This is a genomic window from Streptomyces sp. NPDC008238 (assembly GCF_042956445.1).
In the GTDB taxonomy this organism is placed as follows: domain Bacteria; phylum Actinomycetota; class Actinomycetes; order Streptomycetales; family Streptomycetaceae; genus Actinacidiphila.
Map to the genome: position 1 here is coordinate 181,606 of NZ_JBIBGK010000008.1, position 22,951 is coordinate 204,556.

The 22,951-nt window shown below is 74.6% G+C and carries 22 protein-coding genes and 1 pseudogene; 7 read left to right on the forward strand and 16 right to left on the reverse strand.

Translation table 11 applies throughout. The features are described 5' to 3' along the window. Window positions 1-66 precede the first annotated feature (66 nt). Window positions 67-1,980 carry a PAS domain S-box protein gene (locus ACFZAU_RS19505; RefSeq protein ID WP_500553184.1) on the forward strand — a complete coding sequence of 638 codons (1,914 nt, stop codon included), beginning with the start codon at window positions 67-69 and terminating at the stop codon, window positions 1,978-1,980. Here ACFZAU_RS19505 and ACFZAU_RS19510 read toward each other — a convergent pair. Continuing rightward, a complete protein-coding gene (locus tag ACFZAU_RS19510) occupies window positions 1,955-2,377 on the reverse strand; it encodes a VOC family protein (RefSeq protein WP_500553185.1) in 423 nt (140 codons plus the stop codon). The genes ACFZAU_RS19505 and ACFZAU_RS19510 overlap by 26 nt on opposite strands. Window positions 2,378-2,512: 135 nt before the next feature. Between ACFZAU_RS19510 and ACFZAU_RS19515 the strand changes: the two genes are divergently transcribed. After that, window positions 2,513-3,244, forward strand: coding sequence for a class I SAM-dependent methyltransferase (locus tag ACFZAU_RS19515; RefSeq protein ID WP_500553186.1), 732 nt, complete (start codon window positions 2,513-2,515; stop codon window positions 3,242-3,244). Between the two features lie 11 nt (window positions 3,245-3,255). On the opposite strand, the pseudogene ACFZAU_RS19520 reads toward ACFZAU_RS19515, so the two are convergent. The 4 genes and pseudogenes from ACFZAU_RS19520 to ACFZAU_RS19535 form a co-directional block, all read right to left on the reverse strand. Next, a pseudogene (locus ACFZAU_RS19520) lies at window positions 3,256-4,284 on the reverse strand (alpha-hydroxy-acid oxidizing protein); the annotation flags it as partial. A gap of 18 nt (window positions 4,285-4,302) precedes the next feature. After that, window positions 4,303-4,839 (reverse strand): DoxX family protein, encoded by a 537-nt coding sequence (locus ACFZAU_RS19525; protein WP_500553187.1) that lies wholly within the window; start codon window positions 4,837-4,839, stop codon window positions 4,303-4,305. Between the two features lie 127 nt (window positions 4,840-4,966). Continuing rightward, entirely contained in the window at window positions 4,967-5,578 is a 612-nt protein-coding gene (locus ACFZAU_RS19530; RefSeq protein WP_500553188.1) for an NAD(P)-dependent oxidoreductase, read from the reverse strand. A gap of 63 nt (window positions 5,579-5,641) precedes the next feature. After that, window positions 5,642-6,517 carry an Fpg/Nei family DNA glycosylase gene (locus ACFZAU_RS19535; protein WP_500553189.1) on the reverse strand — a complete coding sequence of 292 codons (876 nt, stop codon included), beginning with the start codon at window positions 6,515-6,517 and terminating at the stop codon, window positions 5,642-5,644. Between the two features lie 147 nt (window positions 6,518-6,664). Between ACFZAU_RS19535 and ACFZAU_RS19540 the strand changes: the two genes are divergently transcribed. After that, entirely contained in the window at window positions 6,665-7,363 is a 699-nt protein-coding gene (locus ACFZAU_RS19540; protein WP_500553190.1) for a hypothetical protein, read from the forward strand. A gap of 504 nt (window positions 7,364-7,867) precedes the next feature. Here ACFZAU_RS19540 and ACFZAU_RS19545 read toward each other — a convergent pair. After that, on the reverse strand, window positions 7,868-9,649 hold the full coding sequence (locus ACFZAU_RS19545; RefSeq protein ID WP_500553191.1) for an ATP-binding SpoIIE family protein phosphatase: 1,782 nt from the start codon (window positions 9,647-9,649) through the stop codon (window positions 7,868-7,870). A gap of 709 nt (window positions 9,650-10,358) precedes the next feature. Here ACFZAU_RS19545 and lnt point away from each other — a divergent pair. Beyond that, window positions 10,359-11,810: an apolipoprotein N-acyltransferase gene (lnt, locus tag ACFZAU_RS19550; RefSeq protein ID WP_500553252.1), complete on the forward strand. Its 1,452-nt coding sequence runs from the start codon at window positions 10,359-10,361 to the stop codon at window positions 11,808-11,810. Here lnt and ACFZAU_RS19555 read toward each other — a convergent pair. Continuing rightward, a complete protein-coding gene (locus ACFZAU_RS19555) occupies window positions 11,782-12,696 on the reverse strand; it encodes a Gfo/Idh/MocA family protein (RefSeq protein ID WP_500466174.1) in 915 nt (304 codons plus the stop codon). The genes lnt and ACFZAU_RS19555 overlap by 29 nt on opposite strands. A gap of 13 nt (window positions 12,697-12,709) precedes the next feature. Continuing rightward, a complete protein-coding gene (locus tag ACFZAU_RS19560) occupies window positions 12,710-13,921 on the reverse strand; it encodes an FAD-dependent monooxygenase (protein ID WP_500553192.1) in 1,212 nt (403 codons plus the stop codon). Window positions 13,922-14,559: 638 nt separating this feature from the next. Between ACFZAU_RS19560 and ACFZAU_RS19565 the strand changes: the two genes are divergently transcribed. After that, complete coding sequence (locus ACFZAU_RS19565) at window positions 14,560-15,168, forward strand: TetR/AcrR family transcriptional regulator (RefSeq protein ID WP_500553193.1); 609 nt, start codon at window positions 14,560-14,562, stop codon at window positions 15,166-15,168. Between the two features lie 39 nt (window positions 15,169-15,207). Then, the gene (locus ACFZAU_RS19570; protein WP_500553194.1) at window positions 15,208-15,717 is read left to right on the forward strand and encodes a DinB family protein; all 510 of its coding nucleotides are present in this window, start codon (window positions 15,208-15,210) and stop codon (window positions 15,715-15,717) included. A 4-nt stretch (window positions 15,718-15,721) separates the two neighbouring features. On the opposite strand, the gene ACFZAU_RS19575 is transcribed toward ACFZAU_RS19570, so the two are convergent. The 7 genes from ACFZAU_RS19575 to ACFZAU_RS19605 form a co-directional block, all read right to left on the reverse strand. Then, window positions 15,722-16,042 carry a hypothetical protein gene (locus tag ACFZAU_RS19575; RefSeq protein WP_500553195.1) on the reverse strand — a complete coding sequence of 107 codons (321 nt, stop codon included), beginning with the start codon at window positions 16,040-16,042 and terminating at the stop codon, window positions 15,722-15,724. Between the two features lie 196 nt (window positions 16,043-16,238). Further along, a complete protein-coding gene (locus tag ACFZAU_RS19580; RefSeq protein ID WP_500466169.1) occupies window positions 16,239-16,919 on the reverse strand; it encodes a uracil-DNA glycosylase in 681 nt (226 codons plus the stop codon). 77 nt (window positions 16,920-16,996) lie between these two features. Continuing rightward, window positions 16,997-17,980: an aldo/keto reductase gene (locus ACFZAU_RS19585; protein ID WP_500553196.1), complete on the reverse strand. Its 984-nt coding sequence runs from the start codon at window positions 17,978-17,980 to the stop codon at window positions 16,997-16,999. Window positions 17,981-18,080: 100 nt separating this feature from the next. Continuing rightward, window positions 18,081-18,842 (reverse strand): SDR family oxidoreductase, encoded by a 762-nt coding sequence (locus ACFZAU_RS19590; protein WP_499600865.1) that lies wholly within the window; start codon window positions 18,840-18,842, stop codon window positions 18,081-18,083. 22 nt (window positions 18,843-18,864) lie between these two features. Beyond that, window positions 18,865-19,626, reverse strand: a complete 762-nt coding sequence (gene fabG, locus ACFZAU_RS19595) for a 3-oxoacyl-ACP reductase FabG (protein WP_018558636.1) — start codon at window positions 19,624-19,626, stop codon at window positions 18,865-18,867. Window positions 19,627-19,745: 119 nt separating this feature from the next. Further along, window positions 19,746-20,138: a DUF3037 domain-containing protein gene (locus tag ACFZAU_RS19600; RefSeq protein WP_499600866.1), complete on the reverse strand. Its 393-nt coding sequence runs from the start codon at window positions 20,136-20,138 to the stop codon at window positions 19,746-19,748. Then, window positions 20,135-20,953: a HipA family kinase gene (locus ACFZAU_RS19605; protein ID WP_499600867.1), complete on the reverse strand. Its 819-nt coding sequence runs from the start codon at window positions 20,951-20,953 to the stop codon at window positions 20,135-20,137. The genes ACFZAU_RS19600 and ACFZAU_RS19605 overlap by 4 nt, the downstream gene beginning before the upstream one ends. Before the next feature lie 796 nt (window positions 20,954-21,749). Here ACFZAU_RS19605 and ACFZAU_RS19610 point away from each other — a divergent pair. Next, window positions 21,750-22,235, forward strand: a complete 486-nt coding sequence (locus tag ACFZAU_RS19610; RefSeq protein WP_499600869.1) for a Rieske (2Fe-2S) protein — start codon at window positions 21,750-21,752, stop codon at window positions 22,233-22,235. Here ACFZAU_RS19610 and ACFZAU_RS19615 read toward each other — a convergent pair. After that, the gene (locus ACFZAU_RS19615) at window positions 22,218-22,889 is read right to left on the reverse strand and encodes an isochorismatase family protein (protein WP_500553197.1); all 672 of its coding nucleotides are present in this window, start codon (window positions 22,887-22,889) and stop codon (window positions 22,218-22,220) included. The genes ACFZAU_RS19610 and ACFZAU_RS19615 overlap by 18 nt on opposite strands. Between the last annotated feature and the right edge of the window lie 62 nt (window positions 22,890-22,951).

The following is a 22,951-nucleotide window of genomic DNA, read 5'->3' on the forward strand; positions in this document are numbered from 1 at the left end:
GGCCGCCAGGCCCTACGTTCCCGGAACCGGCCCCGTGAGGACGCCGCGAAGGACAGGGGGACGACGATGCACGAGACCCGCACCGACACGGCGGCCCCGGCGGTCGATGACCCGGCCGCCGGGGAGATGTTCCGCGCGCTGCTCGAGGCGGCCCCGGACGCCATGGTCATCGTGGACGGCACCGGCGTCATCAGACTGGTCAACGCCCAGACGGAGTCCCTGTTCGGCCACACCCGGCAGGAGCTGCTGGGCCGCCCCGTCGAGGTGCTGGTCCCCGACCGCTTCCGCGGCCACCACCCCGCCTACCGGCACGGCTACGCGGACAACCAGCAGGTGCGGCCGATGGGCGCCGGCTTGGAGCTGTACGGGTTGCGCAAGGACGGCCGGGAGTTCCCGGTCGAGATCAGCCTCAGTCCGCTGCAGACCGCCGACGGCCTGCTGATCTCCGCGGCGGTCCGCGACGTCAGCGAGCGCAAGGCGGCGGAGGAGCGCATCAACGAGCTGGCGGTGCTCGTCGAGTCGTCCCAGGACGCGATCCTCGCCAAGACCCTCGACGGCCGGATCACCTACTGGAACGCCGCCGCGCAGCGGCTGTACGGCTACTCGGCGGGGGAGGCCATCGGCCGGCACGTGTCCATGCTGGCCCCCGCGCACCTGAAGGAGGAGATCGCGGCCCTGCTGGAACGCCTCGCCCGCGGGGAGCGGGTGGAGCACTTCGAGACGCTGCGGGTGACCAGCACCGGGCGGCTGCTGGACGTCGACGTGACCCTCTGGCCGATCCGCGGCCGCGACGGGGCCATCGTGGGCGCCTGCTCCATCGTGCGCGACATCGCCGACCTCCGGCGCGCCGAGGAGGAGCTGACGGAGCTGTACCGGCAGCAGCGGCACATCGCGCTGACCCTGCAGCGCAGCCTCATGGGGTCGCCCGCCGAACCGCCCGGCATGCGCACCGCCAGCCGCTACTTCCCCGCCACGCAGGGTGCCGGGGTCGGCGGCGACTGGTTCGACCTCATCCCGCTGGGCGGCGGTCAGGTGGGCGTGCTCATCGGCGACGTGATGGGACGCGGCCTGGAGGCCGCCGCGGTGATGGGGCAGCTGCGGTCGGCGGCCCGCGCCCTGGCCAAGACCGGGATACCGCCGCGGCAGTTGATGCAGGCGCTCGACGCCTTCGTCACGGACCTCCCCGACCAGCTCGTCACCTGCTGCTACCTGGTGGTGGACCCCGACGCGGGCGAGGTGACGGTCTGCTCGGCGGGACATCTGCCGGTCCTGCTGGTGGACCCGGGCCCGGGCGCCGCCGTCCGCGAACTGCCCGCGCCGATCAGCGTGCCGCTCGGCGTCGGCGAGGTGCCGCACCAGCAGGTGTGCCTGCCGGTTCCGGCCGGGTCGACGCTCGTGCTGTACACCGACGGGCTGGTCGAGACGCCGCGCTCCGACATCGACGAGCAGCTGCGCCGGCTCGGCGCGGAGCTGCGCACCTCCTTCGCCCGCTCCCCCGGGCTGGAGGAGGCCGCGGACATGGTGCTGGCCTCGCTCCGCCCCGACGCCGACGGCCACGCCGACGACGTCACACTGCTGCTGGCCCGGCTCCCCGAGGCACCCCTCGCCGCGACGGCCATGGAGGTGACGGCCGTCCCCTCGGCGGTCGCCGAAGGGCGCGGCTTCGTCCGCGAGACCCTGGCGCAGTGGGGCTGCGCGGGGGTCTCGGACGCCGCCTGCCTGCTGGCCTCGGAGGTCCTCACCAACGCCGTGCGGCACGCCCAGGGGCCGCTGCGGCTGCGACTGCACCGTACCGAGCGGGAGATCACCGTCGAGGTGACCGACCACAGCACGCACATCCCGCAGCGCCGTCCGGCCGAGCTGGGCGACGAGTCGGGGCGCGGCCTGCTGCTGGTGGAGGCGCTGGCCGCGGGCTGGGGCACCCGGCCGTCCAGCGACGGCAAGACCGTGTGGTTCACCCTCCGGCTGGTGCACGGGTGACGCCGGGGACGGCGGCGCCGCGCGCTTCGGTCATCTCGACGAAGTGCGGGTTGTACATCACGCCGAGCAGGTTCCCGAAGGGGTCGACGGCCGCGCCCGCCACGAAGCCGTGGCCGTGGTCGCGCGGAGCCTCGTGCGGGCGGGCCCCCAGGGAGATCAGGCGCCCCCAGACCGCCTCGACGTCGTCGACGTGCCAGTAGGCGACCACGCCGGCGGGCGCGGAGGGCGTACGGGAGACGCCCAGCTCCTGGCTGTGGTCGCCGAGGCGGAACTCGATGTAGTCCGGTGTGTCGAAGTAGGGCTCGACGCCGAGCAGTTCGGTGTACCAGGCCTTCGCGGCCGCCAGGTCCTCCGCGTGGTAGCGGATGGTGGCCAGACCGCGGAATGTCGTCGTCATACCGTCATGCTCGCGCGCCTTGCGGTCGCTTCCGGTCCGCATCGCGCGAGTCCCGGCGCCCGGACGGTGGTGCGGACGCGGGCCCGGCCGCGCGCCGCCCGTCCCGGTCCGGGGCCCGTCCGTAGCATCGGTTCCATGGCAACCCTGTGGGAGCTCATGCGCGACTGCATCCCCGACGACCACGCCCGCCAGGTCACGTCGCGCTTCTACCTCGACGAGGTCATGGCCTCCGCCCAGGCACCGGACCGGGTGGTGGACCTCGGGTGCGGCCGCGGCACCTCGGCCGCGCTCTTCCGCCGGCACGACCCGCAGGTGCGCTGGGTGGGCGTCGACATCAGCGACTCCCCCGAGGCGCGGCAGCGCACCGCCGGCGGCGACCCGGTCCTCCACTACGACGGCGTCCGGCTGCCCTTCCGCACCGGCGCGGTCCCGCTGATCTACTCGCACCAGGTGTTCGAGCACGTCTCGCGCCCCCGGGAACTGCTGGCCGAGATCGGCCGGGTGCTCCGGCCGGGCGCCGTCTTCATCGGCAGCACCTCGCAGTTCGAGCCGTACCACTCCTTCAGCCTCTGGAACTACACGCCGTACGGTTTCCGGGTGCTGGTCGAGGAGGCCGGGCTCGCTTTGGAGGAGATCCGGCCCTCGCTGGACGGGGTGACCCTCATCATGCGCTCGTACCACGGCCGCCCGTCCGAGTACGGCCGCTACTGGGACGAGACGTCACCCCTGAACGCCGAGATCGACACCTGGGCGCGGCGCACGAAGCGCGGCGCCGCCCTCGCGAACCTCCGCAAGCTGACGTACTGCGGGCAGTTCGCCTTCCGCGTCCGCAAGCCGGCGGAGGCCGGCGCGACGGCGCCTGCCTGACGTTCCGCCACCTACGGCACCTGCTGCAACGACTGCGGACCCAGATCCCCCGGCCGGGAGTGGCCCGACAGGGCGAGGGTGAGGTCGAACTCGGCCAGCAGGCAGCGGATGACGTGCTCGACGCCCGCCTGGCCGTCGAGGCCGAGGCCGTAGGCGTAGGGACGGCCGAGAAGGACGGCGGAGGCCCCGAGGGCGAGGGCCTTGAGGACGTCGTCACCGGTGCGGACGCCGCTGTCGAAGAGGACGGCGAGGCGGTCACCGACGGCACGGGCCACCGCGGGAAGGGCGTCGGCGGCGCCGATGGCGCCGTTGACCTGGCGGCCGCCGTGGTTGGAGACGACGACGCCGTCCATGCCGGCGTCGGCGGCCAGACGGGCGTCGTCGGGGTGCTGCACGCCCTTGAGGACGATGGGGCCGTCCCAGTTCTCGCGCAGGAAGGCGAGGTCGGGCCAGGTCTTGGCGGGGTCCGAGAACATGCCGACGAAGTGCAGGACGGCGGCGTTCAGGTCCTGTTCGACGGGCTTGGCCAGCCCCGCGAGGAACGCGGGGTCGGTGAAGTAGTTGGCGGTGCCGATGCCCTTCAGGAAGGGCAGGTACGCCTGGTCCAGGTCGCGCGGCCGCCAGGCGAGCAGCGGGGTGTCGAGGGTGACGAACAGCGCGGTGTAGCCGGCGGCCTTGGCGCGGCCCAGGAAACTGCGCGTCACCTCGCGGTCCTTGGCCCAGTACAGCTGGAACCAGCGTTCCGCGTCGCCCATGGCCTCGGCGACCTCCTCCATGGGCGTGCTGGACGCCGAGGAGAGCACGAACGGCACGCCCTGCGCCGCGGCGGCACGGGCGGCCGCGCGCTCGGCGTCGGGGTGCACGATGGACAGCACCCCGACCGGGCCCAGCGCGAGCGGGGCGGCCAGCGTACGGCCGAGGACCTCCACGGACAGGTCGCGCGCGGACACGTCGCGCAGCATGCGCGGCACGATCCGCAGCCGGTCCAGGGCCTCCCGGTTGGCGCGTTCCGTGCGGCCGCTGCCCGCGCGCACCGCGACGCCGCGTCCACCGTCCGGTCAGGCCTCTGGCAACTCGGCCGCCATGTCGGCGCGTACGGCCGCGTTGCGGCGGGAGATGACCACCGCGGCGGCGACGGCGCTGGCCGCGAAACAGGCCGCGACCGTCCAGGGGCAGTCCAGTACGTCGCCGGTCACGTGGTCCAGGGAGTAGCGGCCGGGTCCGGCGACACCGATCGCGGCCGCCGTGAAGCCCAGGAACGCCGGGAACTCGAAGCCGCCCGAGGCGGAGAAGAAACCGGCCGGCAGGTGCACGGAGACGGCGCCGGCCATCCCGCCGGCGGCGGCCGCGCCGGCGGCCGGGGTGGCCAGGCCGAGCGCCAGCAGGGTGCCGCCGCCCGCCTCGGCGAGGCCCGAGGCGAGCGCGCTGCGCCGGCCGGGCCGGAAGCCCATGGACTCCATCGCCTCGCCCGTGCCCTCCAGGCCGTGACCGCCGAACCACCCGAAGAGCTTCTGGGAGCCGTGCGCGACGAGCACCGCGCCGGCCCCGAGGCGCAGCGCGAGCAGTCCGAGGTCCTTGCGGCGGCTGTTGGGCATGGGGCGGGGTCCTTCCGGGCGTGGTGCGGGGCGGTGGGGGCGCGTACGGCCAGTCTCGGCGCCCGCCGCGGGCCGCGCCGCCCGCGGTGGGCCGTACGGGCGGTCGGGAGGCGGGGCGGAACGCGGGTCAGGAGGCGATGGCCACGGCCTGCCGCACGCAGTCCTCGGAGCCGAGCGCGCGGAGCATGAAGTCGGCGAGGTCGGCCCGGCTCACCCGGGATCCGAGGCCCAGCCGCAGGTCGGAGCCGGTGCGGTAGACACCGGAGTAGCGGCCGCCGGTGATCACCGCGGGCCGCACGATCGTCCACAGGTCGCCCTCGGCGCGGATGACCTCCTCCTGCCGGTCCTTGTCCCGCATGAGGGCCGGGATGAGCAGCGAGGTCGCGACCCGGTACGCGCCGCGCCTGCCGGGCCCGCACCCGTACGCGCCGACGGCCACCAGCCGCCGTACGCCGAGCGCCCGCATGGCGGGGAGGATCCGCCGCATCCCGTCGGCGCAGACGGTCCCGCCGCGCGGGGGACGGGTGCCCAGGGCGCTGAGCACCCCGTCGGCGCCCGCGACGACCCGCCCGACGGCCTCGGCGTCCCGGACGTCGCCGGGCACCACCGTCAGCCGTTCGTGCGGGGTGAGGGCGGCGGGGTCGCGGGCCAGGGCGGTGACCTCGTGGCCCGCGTCGAGCGCCTGCGTGACGAGTTCGCGTCCCACATGGCCGGTGGCTCCGAAGATCGCGATGCGCATGTCGGCGTGGCTCCGGGTCGGGGAAGGGTCATCAGCCATCCTGGGCCACCGCCCGCCGGGCGGCTACTTCAGCAGCCGCGACATCCTGCGGTCGGCGAGCGGCTTCCCACCCGTCTGGCAGGTCGGGCAGTACTGCAGGGAGGAGTCGCTGAAGGAGACCTCGCGGATGGTGTCCCCGCAGACGGGGCACGCTTCGCCGGTCCGCCCGTGCACCCTCAGCCCGGTCTTCTTCTCGCCCTTCAGATCGCCCGCCGCGAGGCCGCGGGAGCGCTCGACGGCGTCCTGGAGGGTGGTGCGCAGCGCTTCGTACAACCGGCTGACCTCCTCCTCGGAGAGGTTCGCGGCGAGCGCGTACGGCGACATCTTCGCCGCGTGCAGCACCTCGTCCGAATAGGCGTTGCCGACACCGGCGATGACGCCCTGGTCGCGCAGGACGCCCTTGATGCGGCGGCGTTCGCCGGAGAGCAGGCCGGCGAAGACCTCGCGGGTGAAGGCGGGGTCGAGCGGTTCGGGGCCGAGGCGGGCGATGCCCGCGACGTCCTGGAGGTCCCGGACGCAGTACACGGCCAGCCGCTTCTGCGTACCCGCCTCCGTCAGGTCGAAGCCGGCGCCCTCCGGTTCGGCCATCAGCAGCCGCAGCGCCAGCGGGCCCTTGCCCGGGCGGGGCGGCGCCGTGGGCAGGTCGTCCTTCCAGCGCAGCCAGCCGCCCCTGGCCAGGTGGACCGCGAGGTACGGGCCGTCGCCGCCGTCGGTGGTGAACACCAGGAACTTGCCGCGCCGGCCGACGGAGGTCACGGTGCGCCCGTGCAGCGCGTCCAGCGGCGGGTCGTAGGTCTTCAGGACGCTCACCGCCACCGGCAGGACCCTGCCGACGGCGTGCCCGGCCATCCGGCCGGAGAGGAACCCGGCCAGGGCCTCGACTTCGGGCAGCTCCGGCATGCGACCAGTGTGCGCCCCGGGGCGCCGGGGTGCGAACGCCGACGGGACGGTTCCACCCGGTTTCTCCGTCAATACCGCACCATGAACAGACAGTTGGATCTTCGGGAGAACTGGACATCGGGCCGCCGGATGTGAATGATCGCAGCCATGGCCGATTCTCTCCCCCTGCCCGCCGAGGCACCGAACCACCTGGACCCCGGTGCGCTGGATCCCACCGAGGTGATACCCCGGCCGCAGCCGGTGGAGGCCGGTGAGGCCGCGGAGGTCAGGGTCATCAGCGGGGAGGTCGTCGGCGCCCGTCACCGCGGGCAGCGCCGGGGGCCCGGCCGCGGCTCCCTGGGCACGGCCGTGCTGACCGCGACCGGCGCGGTCGCGGGGCTGTCCATGCTCATGCCGCACGGCGGCGCGGGGGGCGTCGCGGAGGCCGCCCAGGAACCGGCCAGCACCGTGCCGGACGGGGTCGTCGAGGACGTCATCGTGCCGACCGCCGCGGGCGCCGCCGTCGCCGCGGAGTCCCCGCAGGCCGGCAACGAGGTGGTCACGAAGGCCGCGTCGACGGGCACGGGTACGGGCACCGCCACGACTCAGGGCACGGGCACGGGATCCGGCACGCGCGACGCCGCCCGGACCGACACCCCGGACGACACCCCCACCCCGGGCCGCCACGCCCGCGTCAGCGGCAGCTGGGACAGCGACGAGTGGCAGGAGGCCGTGTCCCGCGCCATCGCCGCCCACCGCTCGGGCGAGCAGGGACACCACAGCGGCCGCCACCGCGCCGGCAACGACTCCGGCTGGACCGGCACCCAATGGGGCGGCACCCGCCACGGCGGCTGGCCCCGCGGCTGACGCCCCTCCCCATCCCCGAACGCGGCCCCGCGCGACGCGCGGGGCCGCGTCACGTCCGGCGGGCCGCCGGGGCCTGCCGATGACACGATCGGATGAACTGCACGGCCCTCCCTGAGCGGCGCCGGATCACGGGCGGGCGGCACGCCGCAGCTCGCATCGAGCGCCGCACAGTCCGGCGCACCGCTTCGAGCCGATCAGTCCATGCCACGATCGGATGAACTGCGCGGCGCTTCTTGAGCGGCGCCGCATCACGGGCCGGCCCCGTACGACCCGGCCGCCGCTCGCCCGGCGTCAGGCACCGACGCCGGGCGCAGACCCCAGCCGGAACCGTGGCAACGCCGGCGCCCGGCGCCGTCAGGCGCGGGCACCACGGAACCACCCCACGGGCCGCACACCGCTCCGAACCCGCACGCACCGAGACCGGCCGCCGGCCCAGCCCGCACCGCCCCGCGCACGACGCCACCCACACCCGGGCCCGGGCCGGGCACCGCGTCGAGGCCGGGGTCAGGGGAGTTCCTGCTCGGCCCAGATCGTCTTGCCCGTGGGGGTCTGGCGGGAGCCCCACCGCTGGGTGAGCTGGGCGACGAGCAGCAGGCCGCGGCCGCCCTCGTCGAGGATGCGGGCGCGGCGCAGGTGCGGGGCGGTGCTGCTGGTGTCGGAGACCTCGCAGATCAGGGTGGCGTCGCGGATCAGCCGGAGCTGTATGGGGCCGCCGCCGGCGTAGCGGATGGCGTTGGTGACCAGTTCGCTGACGACGAGTTCGGTGAGGAACACGACGTCCCCGAGCCCCCACCTCCGGAGTTGGTCCGCGGCCCTCCTGCGGGCGTCGGCGACGACGGCCGGGTCGTCGGGCACCTCCCAGGTGGCGACCTGGCGGGCGTCGAGCGCCCGGGTGCGGGCGACGAGCAGGGCGATGTCGTCGCCGGGCCGGTCCGGCAGCAGCCCGTACAGCACGTTGTCGCAGAGCTCCTCCAGGCTCCCGGCGGGCCGGATGAGCGTCCGGGCGAGCAGCGCGAGTCCCGCGTCGACGTCGTGCCCGGCGGATTCGATGAGGCCGTCGGTGTAGAGGGCCAGCAGGCTGCCCTCGGGCAGTTCGAGCTCCGCCGACTCGAAGGGCAGCCCGCCCAGTCCCAGCGGTGGGCCGGCGGGCATTTCGGGGAACTCGGCCCGGCCGCCGGGCAGTACGACGGCGGGCGGCGGGTGGCCGGCGCGTGCCATGGTGCAGCGCCGGGAGACGGGGTCGTAGACCGCGTACAGGCAGGTCGCGCCGACCTCCCCGGCGGACTGGTCGGAGGCGCCGGCGCCGTCCTGCCCCTCCTCCATGTCGAGGCGCACCACCACGTCGTCGAGCTGGGTGAGGAGTTCGTCGGGCGCCAGGTCGACGTCGGCGAGGGTGCGGACCGCCGTGCGCAGCCGCCCCATCGTCGCCGAGGCGTGCACCCCGTGGGCGACGACGTCGCCCACGACGAGCGCCACCCGGGCGCCGCTGAGCGGGATCACGTCGAACCAGTCGCCGCCCACGCCCGCCCGGGAGCCGGCCGGCAGGTAGCGGGAGGCGACCTCGACGGCGGCCTGCCGCGGCGAGCGCCGCGGGAGCATGCTGCGCTGCAGGGTGAGGGCGGTGGAGCGTTCCCTGGAGTAGCGGCGGGCGTTGTCCACGCAGACGGCGGCCCGGGCGGCGATCTCCTCGGCGAGCATCAGGTCGTCGGCGTGGAAGGCGTCGGGGGTGCGGTGCCGGATGAAGATCGCCAGGCCCAGGGTGGTGCCGCGGGCGCACAGCGGGACGACCATCAGTGAGTGCACGCCGTAGTCGACGACGCTCTTGCCGCGGGCGCGGTCGTACTCCGTCCAGCGCCGGATCTCCGGCTCGTGGGTGCGGTGCAGTGACCCCCGCCCGGTGACGAGGGCGCGGGCGGCCGGTGTGTAGTCGGGCACCGTGTCCAGCTCGCCGATCTGCGCGGCGGCCTCGGGGCAGCCGGGCAGTACGGACTGCTGGGCGACGCGGCGGAAGGCGAGGTCGCCGGTGGCGGGCAGGGGGCCGGGCTCCTCGCCGCGGACGACGGAGTCCAGCAGGTCGACGCTGACCATGTCGGCGAAGCGGCGTACGGAGACGTCGGCGAGTTCCTGCGCGGTGCGGGTGATGTCCAGGGTGGTGCCGATGCAGGTGCTCGCCTCGTTGACGATGTCCAGCCGGCGCCGGGCGTGGAACTGCTCGGTCGTCTCGTACACCGCGGCGGACACCCCGGTGACCTGCCCCGATCCGTCCCGCAGCGGGAAGACGAGCATCGCGTAGGCGTGGTCGCGGTCGTCGCCGGGCGGACGGCCCAGGCTCTCCAGGCGCGCGGTCTCGGCCGTTCCTCATGACCGCTTCCTGGACGCGGTCGAACTCCTCGAAGGCCGCTCCGGGCATGAACTCGCGCAGCCGCAGTCCGCGCACCTCCGCCACCCTCCTGCCGACCAGCCGCTCCATCGCGGCGTTGGCGGTGAGCCCGTCCAGGACCGCCCGGCGGCGATCCGGCGGAGTGCGGCGAAGGGCAGCGGGTCGGCGCGGAGGCCGACGGCGGGCCGGCCGAGCACCTCGGCGGAGGACCAGCCGAGCAGGCGGCGGGCGTCCTCGCCCCAGGCGGTGAGCACTCCGGTGTCCCCGGCAGCGACGGCCGCGGCCGCGGGCGGCGTCGGCCCGTGGCGCTCGTCCCCTCCCCCGTGCTCGCCGTGGCCGGTGCGCCTTCCCATGGGTACGTCCTCGCCCTCATGGCCGTCCCCCTCAGCATGGTCCTCCGCCGGGGCGCTCTCAACCGGCGTGCGCGGCGGCGGTGCGGCGCGCACGGCACGGGGCCGCCGGCTCACGCGCTGTCGCCCTCTGGGCAAGGCCGTCCGGACGAACGAGACTGAGGCCAGGCGAGCGTGAGGAGTGGCGCAGGTGACGGTGAAGGTCGACGGGCCGCTGACGGCCTCCCCCCGGCGCGCCTCGCCCTGGACACGCGGCACGGCGGCCATGGCGGCGGGGGCGCTCCCCGCGCTGGCGTTCCCCGCGCCCGCGCTGTGGTGGCTGGCGTACGTCGCCCTGGTGCCGTGGATGCTGCTGGCGCGTGCCGCGCCGACCGGGCGGCGGGCCGCGCTGGACGGATGGCTGGGCGGGGCCGGCTTCATGGTGGCCGTGCACCACTGGCTGATCCCGAGCCTGCACATCTTCATCGTGCTGATAGCCCTGCTGCTGGGGGCCCTGTGGGCGCCGTGGGGGTGGCTGGTGCGCCGGCTGCTCGGGGGCACCCCGGACGGCCGCTCGGTGGTGGCGGCGGCGGTGCTGGTGCCGTGCGCCTGGCTGCTGGTCGAACTGGTGCGGTCGTGGGAGTACCTGGGCGGGCCGTGGGGGCTGCTGGGCGCGAGCCAGTGGCAGGTGACGCCGGCGCTGCGGCTGGCGTCGATCGGGGGCGTGTGGCTTGTCAGCTTCCTGGTGGTGGCCGTCAACACGGCGCTGGCGGCGCTGCTCGCGGTGCCCTCCGGCCGGGCGGCCGCGGGGTCGGTGCTGGCGGCCGCGGCCGTGGGGACGACGGCGGTGTGGGCCTGGGCGCCGGTCCCGTCCCGCAGCGGGGAGTCGGTGCGGGTGGCGGTGGTGCAGCCGGGGGTGGTCGACGGGCCGCAGCCGCGCTTCGACCGGGGGGAGGAGCTGACCCGTACGCTCGCGGGCCGGGGCGTGGACCTGGTGGTGTGGGGGGAGAGCAGCGTCGGCTTCGACCTCTCGGCCCGCCCCGACCTGGCGGACCGGCTGGCCGCGCTGTCCCGCGACGTCGGCGCCGACCTCCTCGTCAACGTGGACGCCCGGCGGGCGGACGGCCTCGGGATATCCAAGACCTCGGTGCTGATGGGCCCGGACGGACCGGTGGGCCCCAGCTACGACAAGATGCGGCTGGTGCCCTTCGGCGAGTACGTACCGGCCCGCACCGTGCTGGGCTGGGCCACGTCGGTGGGCAGGGCGGCCGGCGAGGACCGGATCCGCGGCGACCACCAGGTGGTGATGGACGCGGGCGCGGTACGGCTCGGGCCGCTGGTGTGCTTCGAGTCGGCGTTCCCCGACATGAGCCGGCACCTCGCCGACGACGGGGCGCAGTTGCTGGTGGCGCAGTCCTCCACGTCCTCGTTCCAGGAGAGCTGGGCGCCCGCGCAGCACGCCTCGCTGGCGGCGTTGCGCTCGGCGGAGTCCTGGCGGCCCATGGTGCACGCGACGCTGACCGGGACCAGCGTGGTCGACGACGCCCGCGGCGAGCGGATCGGCCCGGTGCTGGGCACGTCGAGCAGCACGGCGCGGGTCTACGACGTGCCGCTGGCCTCGGGGCGCAGCCCGTACGACCGGCTCGGCGACTGGGTGCCCCGGCTGGCCGTCCTGCTGCTCGCCGGGGCGGGGGCGTACGAGGCGGCGCTCAGGAGGTCTGCTCGGTCACGGCCGTGACGACGCGCTCGCACAGCTCGTGGGTGAGCAGCGCGTCGCGGGCGTCGAGGGGCTTGCCGTGCCGGACGGCGTCGAGGAACGCGAGGGCGATCCCCTCTATGCCGCGCTGGCGGGCGACGGGCACCCAGTCGCCGCGCCGGCGGACGGTGGGCTGGCCCTTGTGGTCGACGACCTCGGCCAGGTTGAACACCTGGCGCTTGCTGTCGTGGCCCATGACCTCCAGGACCTCCTCGTTGGAGCCGCTCATGCGGTTCATCACGCCGATCGCGGTGAAGCCGTCGCCGGACAGCTGCAGCGTGACGTGGTGCAGCAGCCCGCCGCGGACCCGGGCCCGGACGTCGGTGTGCTCGACGGGGCCCGGGAGGAGGAAGCGCAGGGTGTCGACGACGTGGATGAAGTCGTCGAAGACGACGGTGCGCGCGGTGTCCGGGTGGCCGATGCGGTTCTTCTGCATCAGCACCAGGTCGCGCGGGTGGTCGGCGCACTGGACGTAACCGGGTGCGTGGCGGCGGTTGAAGCCGACCGTCAGCCCGACGCCGCGCTCCTCGGCGCGGCGCACCAGGTGCTCGGCCCCGGCCAGGTCGTAGGCGAGCGGTTTGTCGACGTAGACGGGGACGCCCGCGTCGATGAGGCGTTCGGTGATCTCGACGTGCGTCTCGGTCGGGGCGTGCACGAACGCCCCGTCGAGCCCCTGGTCGAGCAGGGCGTCGAGGGTGTCGTGGCGGTGCGGGGCCGGGACGCGGTGGGTGTCGCCGACGGTGTCGAGGGTCGCGCGGGTGCGGGTGTGCAGGTGGAGTTCCACCCCCGGCTGGGCCGTCAGCACCGGCAGGTACGCCTTGCGCGCGATGTCGCCGAGTCCGATGACCCCGATCCTGAGGGGTTCCATGTGCCGCTCCCGCCTACGCCTGCCCTGCCCGACCTGTGCCGTCGGCAGCATACGGGCCGGTCGGCGGCCGCCAGTCGGCGATCCCGTCGAGGCTGCGCAGCGCCAGGCGCGGGCCGACCCGGTTGACGCCGGCGAACAGGGCGTCGCGCAGCGCCACGGCGGGCCGGGACGACCATGTGGTGAGCCGCCCGACGCCCCAGGAGCGGCGCACGACCGCGGTCGTGCGGGGCAGCCGCTGCGCGGTGTACGCGGCGAGGGCACGCGCGAGGGCGTCCTCCCCGGCGTCGGGGGCCGCGAGGTGGGCGAGGACGACGGCGTCCTCCAGCGCCTGGCAGCCGCCCTGGCCGAGGTTGGGCGTCATGGCGTGCGCGGCGTCGCCGAGCAGGACGACGCGCCCCCGGTGGAAGGCGGGCAGCGGGCGCGCGAGGTGGTGGACGTCGTTGCGGAGCACGGTCCCGGGCGCGGCGGAGTCGATCAGCTCGGGGATCGGCCGGTGCCAGTCGCCGAACAGCCGCCGCAGCTCGGCCCGTTCGTCCCCGCCCGGGGCGCGGCCGCCGGGCGCGGTCACGGCGGTGGCGTAGCAGTAGACGCGGCCGCCGGTGAGCGGCACCGTGCCCCACAGCCGGCCGCGCCCCCAGGTCTCGTGCGGCAGGTACGCGGCGGGCGCCGGCACGACCGTGCGCCAGCTGGTGAACCCGCTGTAGCGTGGCCCCGGATGCTCCGGGAAGAGCGCGGCGCGCACGGCGGAGTTGATCCCGTCGGCGGCGACCACCAGATCGGCGTCGACCGTCCCGTCCTCAGTGGTGACCTTCCCCTCGGGCGATGCGGACACCACCCGGGTCCCGGTGCGCAGCGCGCCGTCCGGCAGGAGGCCCGCGAGCACGGCGACCAGCTCCGCCCGGTGGGCGATGACCACGGGTCCCCCGAAGCGCTCGGCGGCGGCCTCACCGCTGGTCCGCGACAGCCAGCGCCCGTCGGGCCGGCGCAGCCCGCCCTCGCCCTGGAAGGCCGCCATGGCGCGCACGGCCTCCCCGACCCCGAGCACGTCCAGCGCCCGCAGGGCATTGGGCGCGATGCCGATCCCGGCGCCCACCGGTTCCAGCGCCGCCGCGCGCTCCAGGACGGTCACCCGCCAGCCGCGCCTGCGCAAGGCCACGGCGGCGGCCAGTCCCCCGATCCCGGCCCCGACGACAACGGCGTGCGGCTGCGGCGGTGTACGGCCCATGGCGTCCGCTCCCCTTCCCCTTACTACAGGTGTAGTCACTACTGTACTACACCTGTAGTGACCGGAGGAAGACGCACCCCGGGAAGCGGTTCCGTCCCGGGACGAGACCGCCCACGGCGACGGATCCCGCACACGCCCCGCCGCCGGGGGCGCAGGCAGGACGAGGACCGCCCCGGACCGGCCACGAGACCACCCCGTGACCCCGAAGCCGGCCGACGGCGCCTCCCAGGACCGCCACCGGGGCGCCCTGCCCCAGGGCGACGGGCCCCGGCCGGACACCCCGGCACGCTCCACCGAACCGCCCACGGCGACGGATCCCCTACACACCCCACCCCCAGCGCCGGAGGCCTACCGGAAACCCTCCGCACGACCCGCCGACCAGGCGGGGGCACAGGAAGGACGACGACCGCCCCGGACCGCCGCAAGACCACCCCGTGACCCCGAAGCCGGCCGACGGCGCCTCCCAGGACCCCCGCCGGGACCGCCCTGCCCCGTGCGCGACGAGCCGCGGCCAGGCACCCCCGGCACGCTCCACCGGAGAGAGCCGCACCCGGCCCGGCTGCCGCAGGCGTCCCGGGCACCGGGGGCGGAAGGTACGGCGGGGCGGGAGCGCGGATGGGGACCGGTAGGTTGCCGTCATGAGCACCGCGCAGACCTCCCGGCCCGAGCTGATCGCCGACACCGCACTCGCGCTGCTCGCGGAGCGCGGCATGCGGGGGCTGACGCACCGGGCGGTCGACGAGGCGGCCGGTCTGCCGCAGGGCTCGACGTCCAACCACGCCAGGACCCGGGCGGCCCTGCTGGAGGCGGCGGTCCGCAGGCTGGCCCTCCGCGAGTCGCAGGCCGCCGGCTCGTCCGCGAGCCGGGCGCCCGCCCCCGGGCCCGAGGGGCTGGCCGCGCTGCTCGCGTACTTCCTGCACCGCTCGGTCACCGAGTCCCGCGACCTCACCCGCGCCCGGCTGGAGCTCGCCCTGGAGGCCACCCGGCGCCCCGAGTTGCGCACGGTCTACGACACCGCCGGCCGTGCCTTCCGCGAGCAACTGGAGGCGATGCTGCGCGCCGTGGGCTCCGCCGAGCCGGAGCGGCACGCGCGGTCCCTCATCGCCTGGTGCGACGGCGTCCTCTTCCACTCCGTCGCAGGCGCCGGGTCCGTGTCACCGCCGTCCGAGGCCGAGTTGCGGGCGGGCGCGGGTGACCTGCTGCGGGGCATGCTCGGCGCCGGCGCCGACGCCGACGCCGGCGGCTGACGCGTCGACGCTGTCGGAGGGGTCCGCCATCATGGCGGCATGACGACGTCACCGGAGCGCACCGACCCGCCCTGCACCGCCGACGAGCGCACCATGCTGGAGAGCTGGCTGGACTTCCACCGCGACACCCTCGCGATGAAGTGCGCCGGCCTGGACGACGAGCAGCTTCGCACGGCCGCCGCACCCCCGTCCGACCTCACGCTGCTGGGCCTGGTCCGGCACATGGCCAACGTCGAACGCGGCTGGTTCCGCAATGTCCTCGCCGGCGAGGACATCTCGCCGTTCTACCGCAGCGACGCGGATCCCGACGGTGAGTTCCACGACCTCGACAAGGCCGACACCGCCGAGGCGTTCGCCACCTGGCGCGCCCAGATCGTGCACGCCCGCGATGCGGCCCGCGGCCGGTCGCTCGACGAGACCGGGCTGCGGCACGGCAAGCACGAGGTCTCACTGCGCTGGATCTACGTCCACATGATCGAGGAGTACGCCCGCCACAACGGCCACGCCGACCTGATCCGCGAGCGCATCGACGGCGTCACGGGCGACTGACGCGTCACTCCGGCACCCGGTGCAGCAACTCGTCGCAACGCACGCCCGGGTCGCCGGAGTGCACGCACAGCCGGACGTCGTCGCGCCAGTCCTCTACGACGCCCAGCTCAGAGGAACCGTCGAGCTCCACGGAGCCGTGGTGGAACGTCCACGTGCCCTCCGTGGTCCTCGCCCCGTCGGTCCACCGGCCCGGGGTGAAGGCCTGGGCGGGCATCCGGGAGGCGGAGAAGTGGCCGTCGGGGTCGAACCGGATCGAGCCCTCCCCGTCGTCCGTCGCCCAGGTGCCGATCACCGCGCTCGGGGACGCGACGGATGCCGGTGTCACGTCCGCCGCCAGGAAGCGCAGGATCAGCCGACGTCGACCGCCAGGGCGAGCAGCAGCCCGGCCGTCCACGCCGCGGCTTCGGCCCGGCGGCGCGCCCTGCTCGTGCGCGGCCCCGTCCATCCCGTCCACTCCATGCGCACCCCCTCGGCCCGGGCCGGGCGACGACCCCCGTGCGCCGTCCGGCCCGGGCCGGTCCTCACTCGCCCAGGTTCGGGATGCGCCAGTCCACCGGGTCGTGGCCCTGTGCCTTGAGCGCCTCGTCGATCTGGGTGAAGGGGCGGCTGCCGAGGAAGAGCTTGGCCGACAGGGGCGAGGGGTGGGCGCCCTGGACGACCGCGTGCCGCTCGGTGTCGATCAGCGGCAGCTTCTTCTTGGCGTAGTTGCCCCACAGGACGAAGACCGCCGGCTCGGGCCGGGCGGCGACGGCCTTGATGACCGCGTCGGTGAACTTCTCCCAGCCCTTGCCCTTGTGCGAGTTGGCCTCGGCCTCGCGCACCGTCAGCACCGCGTTGAGCAGCAGCACGCCCTGCTCGGCCCACGGCATCAGGTAGCCGTTGTCCGGGATCGGGTAGCCGTACTCCTCCTTCATCTCCTTGAAGATGTTCCGCAGCGACGGCGGCGTCCTGACGCCTGGCTGCACGGAGAAGCACAGCCCGTGCCCCTGGCCCTCGCCGTGGTACGGGTCTTGGCCGAGGACCAGCACCTTCACCTTGTCGTAGGGAGTGGCCTCCAGGGCCGCGAAGACCTGCTCGCGCGGCGGGAAGACCTTGTGCTTCCCACGCTCCTCCTCCACGAACTCGGTGAGCTGGGTGAAGTAGGGCTTCTCCAGCTCCTCACCGAGGACGGCCTGCCAGGACTCGGGCAGCGTGATGGGCACGACGGGAACCTCCGGTACGCGATCCGTTACTGGGGACGAACGTACCGTCCCGCACCGACAATCCGCCCGGCCGGGTGTCAGGCGGCGTCCAGCCGGGCGCGCAGCTCCGGTGCGAGCACCAGGTCGGCCGCGGGCAGGAGTTCGTCGAGCTGGGCGACACTGCTGACCCCGAGCACCGGCAGGACGGGCACGTCACCGCCCAGCAGCCAGGCCGGCACGACCTGGTGGGGGGTGGCCCCGGTCTCCCGCGCCACCTCCCGCAGGACGCGCAGCCGGCGCGGCGTTCCCTCGTGCCGGTACTGCTCGGGCAGTTCCTTGTCGCCCCGGGTGCAGGCGCCGTGGACGAGCGTGGAGTACGCCGTTACGTCCAGGTCGGCCGCCCCGCCCGCGTAGGCGAGGAGTCCGGCGTCGGCGTGCCGCTGCACGCCGAAGCGCGCGCCCGGCCGCGGCCGCAGGTAGGTGTGCCGCTGCTGCACCACCCGGTAGCCGGGCAGCCCGCGTTCGGCGGCGATCCGGCGGGCCTCGGCGATGCGGCCGGTGGCGTGGTTGCTGACGCCGAGCGTGCCGGCCGAACCGTCGGCGACGAGGCCGGCGAAGGCCTCGACGGTCTCCTCCAGCGGCACCCGCGGGTCGTCGATGTGGGCGTAGTGGACGTCCACGCGCTCGGTGCCGAGCCAGCGCAGGCTGTCCCGCAGCCCCGCGCGGACGACGTGCCCGGCCAGGCCCTCGGCGTTGCCGAGGTCGCCGTCGTCGCCGATCCACCGCGTGCCGCGCGCGGGGTCGGGCCGGGCGCCGACCTTGGTGGCGAGCACGACCCGGTCCCTCGCCCGGCGGCTGCGCAGCCAGCGGCCGAGCAGCAGTTCACTCTCGTCGCCGGTGGCGCCGTCCACCCAGCAGGCGTAGTTGTTCGCGGTGTCGACGAAGGTGCCGCCGGCCTCCGTGAAGCGGTCGAGGATCGCGAAGGAGGTCGCCTCGTCGACCGTGGTGCCGAAGGGCAGGGCGCCCAGGCACAGGGTGCTGACCTTCGGTCCGGCGCCGCCGGCCAGTGTGCGGTATCGCATGGTGCGCACTCCTCGGATGCGGGAAGTCCCTGGTGCCGGCCGCCGTCTCGGCGGCCGGCACCAGGGACTGTGCACGTTGGAGTGCGGACGAGCGCAAGCCTCAGGCGCCGACGCTCGCGTTGAGGAAGATGCCGCCGTCCACGACCAGCGTCTGGCCGGTGATCCAGGCCGCCGCGTCCGAGAGCAGGAAGGCGGCGGCGCCGCCGATGTCCTCGGGCACGCCGAGCCGCCCCAGCGGGTACGCGGACGCGGCCTGCTCCTCCCGGCCCTCGTACAGGGCCGAGGCGAACCTGGTCTTGACCACGGCCGGGGCGATGGCGTTGGCGCGGACGCCGGGGGCCATCTCGGAGGCGAGCTGCAGCGTGAGGTTGACCATGGCGGCCTTGCTCATGCCGTACGCGCCGATGAACGGGGAGGCGCTGATGCCCGCCACGGAGGCGATGTTGACGATCGCGCCGCCGTTCTCCTTCATCCACGCCCGGTAGGTCTGCTGGGCGAAGCCGAGCGCGGAGATGACGTTGGTCTCGAAGACCTTGCGGGCGACACCGAGGTCGAGTTCGGCGAGGGGGCCGAAGACCGGGTTGGTGCCGGCGTTGTTGGCGAGGTAGTCGACGCGGCCGAAGGCCTCCATCGTGCGCTCGACGACCTCGGCCTGGTGCGCCTCGTCGTGGGCCTTGCCGGCCACGCCGAGGGCCCGGTCGGCGCCGAGCCGTTCGACGGCCTCCTTCAGCGCCTCCTCGTTGCGGCCGGTGATGACGACGCGGTCGCCGCGGGCGACCAGGGCCTCGGCGATGCCGTAGCCGATGCCGCGGCTGGCGCCGGTGACGATCGCGACGCGGCCGTCTTCGGGCTGGGTGCTCATGATGCGGGTCTCCTGTCGCGGGTCAGTCGAGCGGTCCGCCGGCCACGTACAGCACCTGGCCGGAGACAAAGCCCGCGGCGTCGCCGGTGAAGAAGGCGATGGCGTTGGCGACGTCGTCCGGGTTGCCGACGCGCTGCACGGGGATCTGGGTGGCGGCCGCGGCCTGGAACTCCTCGAAGCCCATGCCGATGCGGGCGGCGGTGGCGGCGGTCATGTCGGTGGCGATGAAGCCGGGGGCGACGGCGTTGGCGGTGACGCCGAACTTGCCGAGCTCGTGCGCGAGGGTCTTGGTGAAGCCCTGCAGGCCGGCCTTGGCGGCGGAGTAGTTGGCCTGGCCGCGGTTGCCGAGGGCGGACGACGAGGACAGGTTGACCACGCGGCCGAACTTCGCGTCCACCATGTGCTTCTGGACGGCGCGGGTCATCAGGAAGGCGCCGCGCAGGTGCACGTTCATGACCGTGTCCCAGTCGGCCGCGCTCATCTTGAACAGCAGGTTGTCGCGGAGCACGCCCGCGTTGTTGACGAGGATCGTCGGCGCCCCGAGCTCCTCGGCGACGCGTGCGACCGCGGCCGCGACCTGCTCCTCGTCGGAGACGTCGGCGCCGACGGCGACGGCCCGGCCGCCCGCCTTGGTGATCTGCTCGACGGTGTCCTTGCACGCGGTCTCGTCGAGGTCCAGCACGGCCACGGCGCGGCCCTCGGCGGCCAGGCGCACTGCGGTGGCGGCGCCGATGCCGCGCGCCGCCCCCGTCACGATCGCTACGCGCTGCTCGGTGGTCGACATCTGCTCTCCTCAGCCCTGTGGGGAGCGGTCGCGCAGGTGAGCGACCGCTTAGTACGTCCCGTAGCCGAAACCGTAGGAGTGCAGTGACCCTGTGTCAACGCCCAAGGCGCCGATGTGGCTCAGCGCACCAGAAGATCCAGCAGACGGTCCACCTCGGCCTCGGGGTCCTCCGTCAGCCCGGTGTGGATCGGGCCCGGCTGCACGATGGTGCTGCGCGGCGCCGTCAGCCACCGGAAGCGCCGCCCGGGATCGTCCTCCGCCGCCTGCCCGGCCCGCGCACCGCCCGCGCAGATCCCCTCGTACCCGCGCAGCGCGGCCCGTACGCCGGCGACGTCCACCTCGGGGTCGAGGCAGCGCAGCCGGGTCTCGTCCAGGTGGACCCGGGCGCCCACGAAGGACTTGGCGCGGCAGTACACGAGCACGCCCGCGTTGATCAGCTCACCGCGCTCGATCCGGGGCATCACACGCACCAGCGCGTACTCGAACACATCGCGCCCGCTCGCCGTGCTCACTTGGCGGCCTTTCCCTCGACCCAGGTGCGCAGCCACTCCGGCGGCGCCTGCTTCTCCTGCTGCTTCGGGGCCAGGACGATCCGCTCCCCCACGGTGCCGGCACGCGCCAGCAGCACCCGCTCGTACGCGCGCCGCACCTCGTCGGGGTCCGCGAAGCCGGGCTCGTCCACCAGCCACTCGTCGGGGACCTGGGCGGTCACCTCGCGCAGCAGCGCCTCGTCCACCCGCGGGGCGAGGTCGCGGGCGGCGGCCTCGACGTCCGGCGCGAAGCGGGCGAGGGCGTGGTCCGCGGCGTCGTACGGCTTGTCGGCGGCCTGGTCGGCGCCCTTCCAGTTGTGGTGGAAGATCAGTGAGGCGCCGTGGTCGATCAGCCAGAGGTCCTGGTGCCAGACCAGCATGTTGGGGTTGCGCCACGAACGGTCGACGTTGCCGACGAGCGCGTCGAACCACACGATCCGCCCCGCCTCGCCGGACTCCACCTCGAAGACCAGCGGGTCGAAGCCGAGCGCGCCGGGCAGGAAGTCCATGCCGAGGTTGAGGCCGCCGCTGGCCTTCAACAGGTCCTGGATCTCCTGGTCCGGCTCACCGAGCCCGATCACCGGGTCGAACTGGAACCGCACCAGCACCGGTACCCGCAACCCCAGCCGCCGGGCCAGCTCCCCCGCGACCACCTCCGCCACCAGCGCCTTGCGGCCCTGTGCGGCACCCACGAACTTCACCACGTACGTCCCCAGGTCGTCGGCCTCGACGACACCGGGCACCGATCCGCCCTCACGCAACGGCGTGACATAGCGGATCCCGGTCACTTCCTCCATGGACGCATCCTAATGACCGGTGTCCCACGGCCACGCCACGCCGTCGCCTCCCGCCGGGAACGTGCCGACACGCCTCCGTCGACTGGAGGGTCGTCGAGGCGCCTCCGTCAGCTCCGGAATCATCGGGATCCGATCGCCGATGCCGACGACGTTCCTCTTGAGGCTCCGTGAGGTGACCGAGGCCCCGGCCGCATCCGCGGGCCGGGGCTCCTCTTACGTCTGCGACGCGCTACTCCGACGCGGGCTCGCGCTCGTAGCGGACGTCGCGCTGGTGATCCCAGCGGTACGACCACTTCATCTCGCTCGTGACGCCCTTGACGCTTTCCCTCCGGCAGTTGCTCCATGGCGGCCGCCACGGCTGCCTTGGCGGCGGCCTCGTATGCCGCCCGGACCCTCGGTGCTCCAACCGTCGACCCTGCGGTCTGGAGATCGAAGTCCAGTGTGATCGTCATGTGCTTGGGTACGGGCTCCTCGGCCATACGCCCCCCTCGGGTGATCGGCGGAGCCGCCAGTATCGGCCTCACTCCCGGCACACCGCCATCGTTCGGACGAAAACCCTCACTTAGGTGCTTCCAAGCATCTGTGGGCGGCCTCGGCCACAACTACCGGCCGGCCATCGTGCCGCACGCACCGCGGCTCTCGGCGCTGCGCGCCGCCGCGGGCCGCGCCGGGTGATTTTCCGGGGATGGTTGAACGGCTCACCCATCTCGTCCGTACGACTGGGCAGGGCGTGACCCACGCTCCCGGGCGCCTGTACGGCGGTCCGGAACGGACGAGGCAACAGGATGTGTGACGCATGGCCGAGACGACTGGCATCGCAGGAGCTCCGACCCGCCGCGCCGTGGTCGCGGGAGTGGGCGCGGCGGGGCTCGCGGCCGCGCTGGCCGCCTGCGGCGACTCCAACGACTCCGCGGGCGCCTACAGCCCGGCCGCGCCGCCGCAGGACGGCGGCGACCAGGGCACCGGGGGGTCGGCCCCGGCCGGCGGCGGGGCCGAGGCGGCGCTGGCCAAGACCTCGGAGATCCCGGTGGGCGGCGGCAAGATCTTCGCGGACAAGAAGGTCGTCGTCTGCCAGCCCGAGGCGGGCTCCTTCAAGGCCTTCTCCGCGATCTGCACCCACCAGGGCTGCGCCGTCAACGAGATCGCGGGCGGCACGATCAACTGCCCCTGCCACGGCAGCAAGTTCAGCATCAAGGACGGCAGCGTGGCCAACGGCCCGGCGACCCAGCCGCTGGCGGCGGCGAACATCAAGGTGGAGGGGGACTCAGTGGCCCTGGCCTGAGTCCGGACCCGGCCCGGACCGTTCCCAGCTGCCGATGACCTCGTCGGCGGTGGTGACCGTGGCGACGAGCGCGAGGGTGTACCGCAACATGTCGGCGGTGTACGACTGCGGCACCCCGGCGATGGCGTCGCCGGGCACGACCGCCTCGTAGCCGAGGTTGACCGCGTCGAAGACGGCGTTGGGAACGGCCACGTTGGCCGACACCCCGGTGACGACGACCGTGCGCACGCCGAGATTGCGCAGCACGGCGTCGAGGCCGGTGCCGGCGACCGGCGACAGCCCGTGCAGCCGTCGCACGACGAGGTCGCCGGCACCGACCGGTATCTCCTCGGCGAGCTCGACGGCCGGCGTGCCGGCGACCTGGAGGACGGGCAGCCGCTCGGCGGCGCGGAAGATCCGCGCGTTGCGGCTGGACCCGCGGCCGTCGGCGCGGCGTTCGGCGACCGCGTGCACCACGGTGGCGCCCGCCGCGTGGGCCGCGGCGACCAGCCGTGCGGTGGCGTCGAGCGCCCCGCCGTCGCGCACGGCGGCCGCGAGTTCCGGGAGCGCGCCGCCCGGGCCGACCACCCCGCGCTGGCACTCCACGGTGAGCACGGCGGTGGACCGGGGGGTCAGGAGCGCGTCGAGCCTCCGCTGCCGGTCGCCGTCCGCCATGCTTGCCCCCTCGCGCGCGGGTGCCCTACCGTCGTCCCGGGTGACCGTATCTGACGGAACGT

Coding starts and splice junctions, on each gene's coding strand:
- ACFZAU_RS19505 (WP_500553184.1), top strand. CDS start 67: ATGCACGAGACCCGCACCGACACGGCGGCCCCGGCGGTCGATGACCCG.
- ACFZAU_RS19510 (WP_500553185.1), bottom strand. CDS start 2,377: ATGACGACGACATTCCGCGGTCTGGCCACCATCCGCTACCACGCGGAG.
- ACFZAU_RS19515 (WP_500553186.1), top strand. CDS start 2,513: ATGGCAACCCTGTGGGAGCTCATGCGCGACTGCATCCCCGACGACCAC.
- ACFZAU_RS19525 (WP_500553187.1), bottom strand. CDS start 4,839: ATGCCCAACAGCCGCCGCAAGGACCTCGGACTGCTCGCGCTGCGCCTC.
- ACFZAU_RS19530 (WP_500553188.1), bottom strand. CDS start 5,578: ATGCGCATCGCGATCTTCGGAGCCACCGGCCATGTGGGACGCGAACTC.
- ACFZAU_RS19535 (WP_500553189.1), bottom strand. CDS start 6,517: ATGCCGGAGCTGCCCGAAGTCGAGGCCCTGGCCGGGTTCCTCTCCGGC.
- ACFZAU_RS19540 (WP_500553190.1), top strand. CDS start 6,665: ATGGCCGATTCTCTCCCCCTGCCCGCCGAGGCACCGAACCACCTGGAC.
- ACFZAU_RS19545 (WP_500553191.1), bottom strand. CDS start 9,649: ATGCTCGTCTTCCCGCTGCGGGACGGATCGGGGCAGGTCACCGGGGTG.
- lnt (WP_500553252.1), top strand. CDS start 10,359: ATGGCGGCGGGGGCGCTCCCCGCGCTGGCGTTCCCCGCGCCCGCGCTG.
- ACFZAU_RS19555 (WP_500466174.1), bottom strand. CDS start 12,696: ATGGAACCCCTCAGGATCGGGGTCATCGGACTCGGCGACATCGCGCGC.
- ACFZAU_RS19560 (WP_500553192.1), bottom strand. CDS start 13,921: ATGGGCCGTACACCGCCGCAGCCGCACGCCGTTGTCGTCGGGGCCGGG.
- ACFZAU_RS19565 (WP_500553193.1), top strand. CDS start 14,560: ATGAGCACCGCGCAGACCTCCCGGCCCGAGCTGATCGCCGACACCGCA.
- ACFZAU_RS19570 (WP_500553194.1), top strand. CDS start 15,208: ATGACGACGTCACCGGAGCGCACCGACCCGCCCTGCACCGCCGACGAG.
- ACFZAU_RS19585 (WP_500553196.1), bottom strand. CDS start 17,980: ATGCGATACCGCACACTGGCCGGCGGCGCCGGACCGAAGGTCAGCACC.
- ACFZAU_RS19590 (WP_499600865.1), bottom strand. CDS start 18,842: ATGAGCACCCAGCCCGAAGACGGCCGCGTCGCGATCGTCACCGGCGCC.
- fabG (WP_018558636.1), bottom strand. CDS start 19,626: ATGTCGACCACCGAGCAGCGCGTAGCGATCGTGACGGGGGCGGCGCGC.
- ACFZAU_RS19605 (WP_499600867.1), bottom strand. CDS start 20,953: ATGGAGGAAGTGACCGGGATCCGCTATGTCACGCCGTTGCGTGAGGGC.
- ACFZAU_RS19610 (WP_499600869.1), top strand. CDS start 21,750: ATGGCCGAGACGACTGGCATCGCAGGAGCTCCGACCCGCCGCGCCGTG.
- ACFZAU_RS19615 (WP_500553197.1), bottom strand. CDS start 22,889: ATGGCGGACGGCGACCGGCAGCGGAGGCTCGACGCGCTCCTGACCCCC.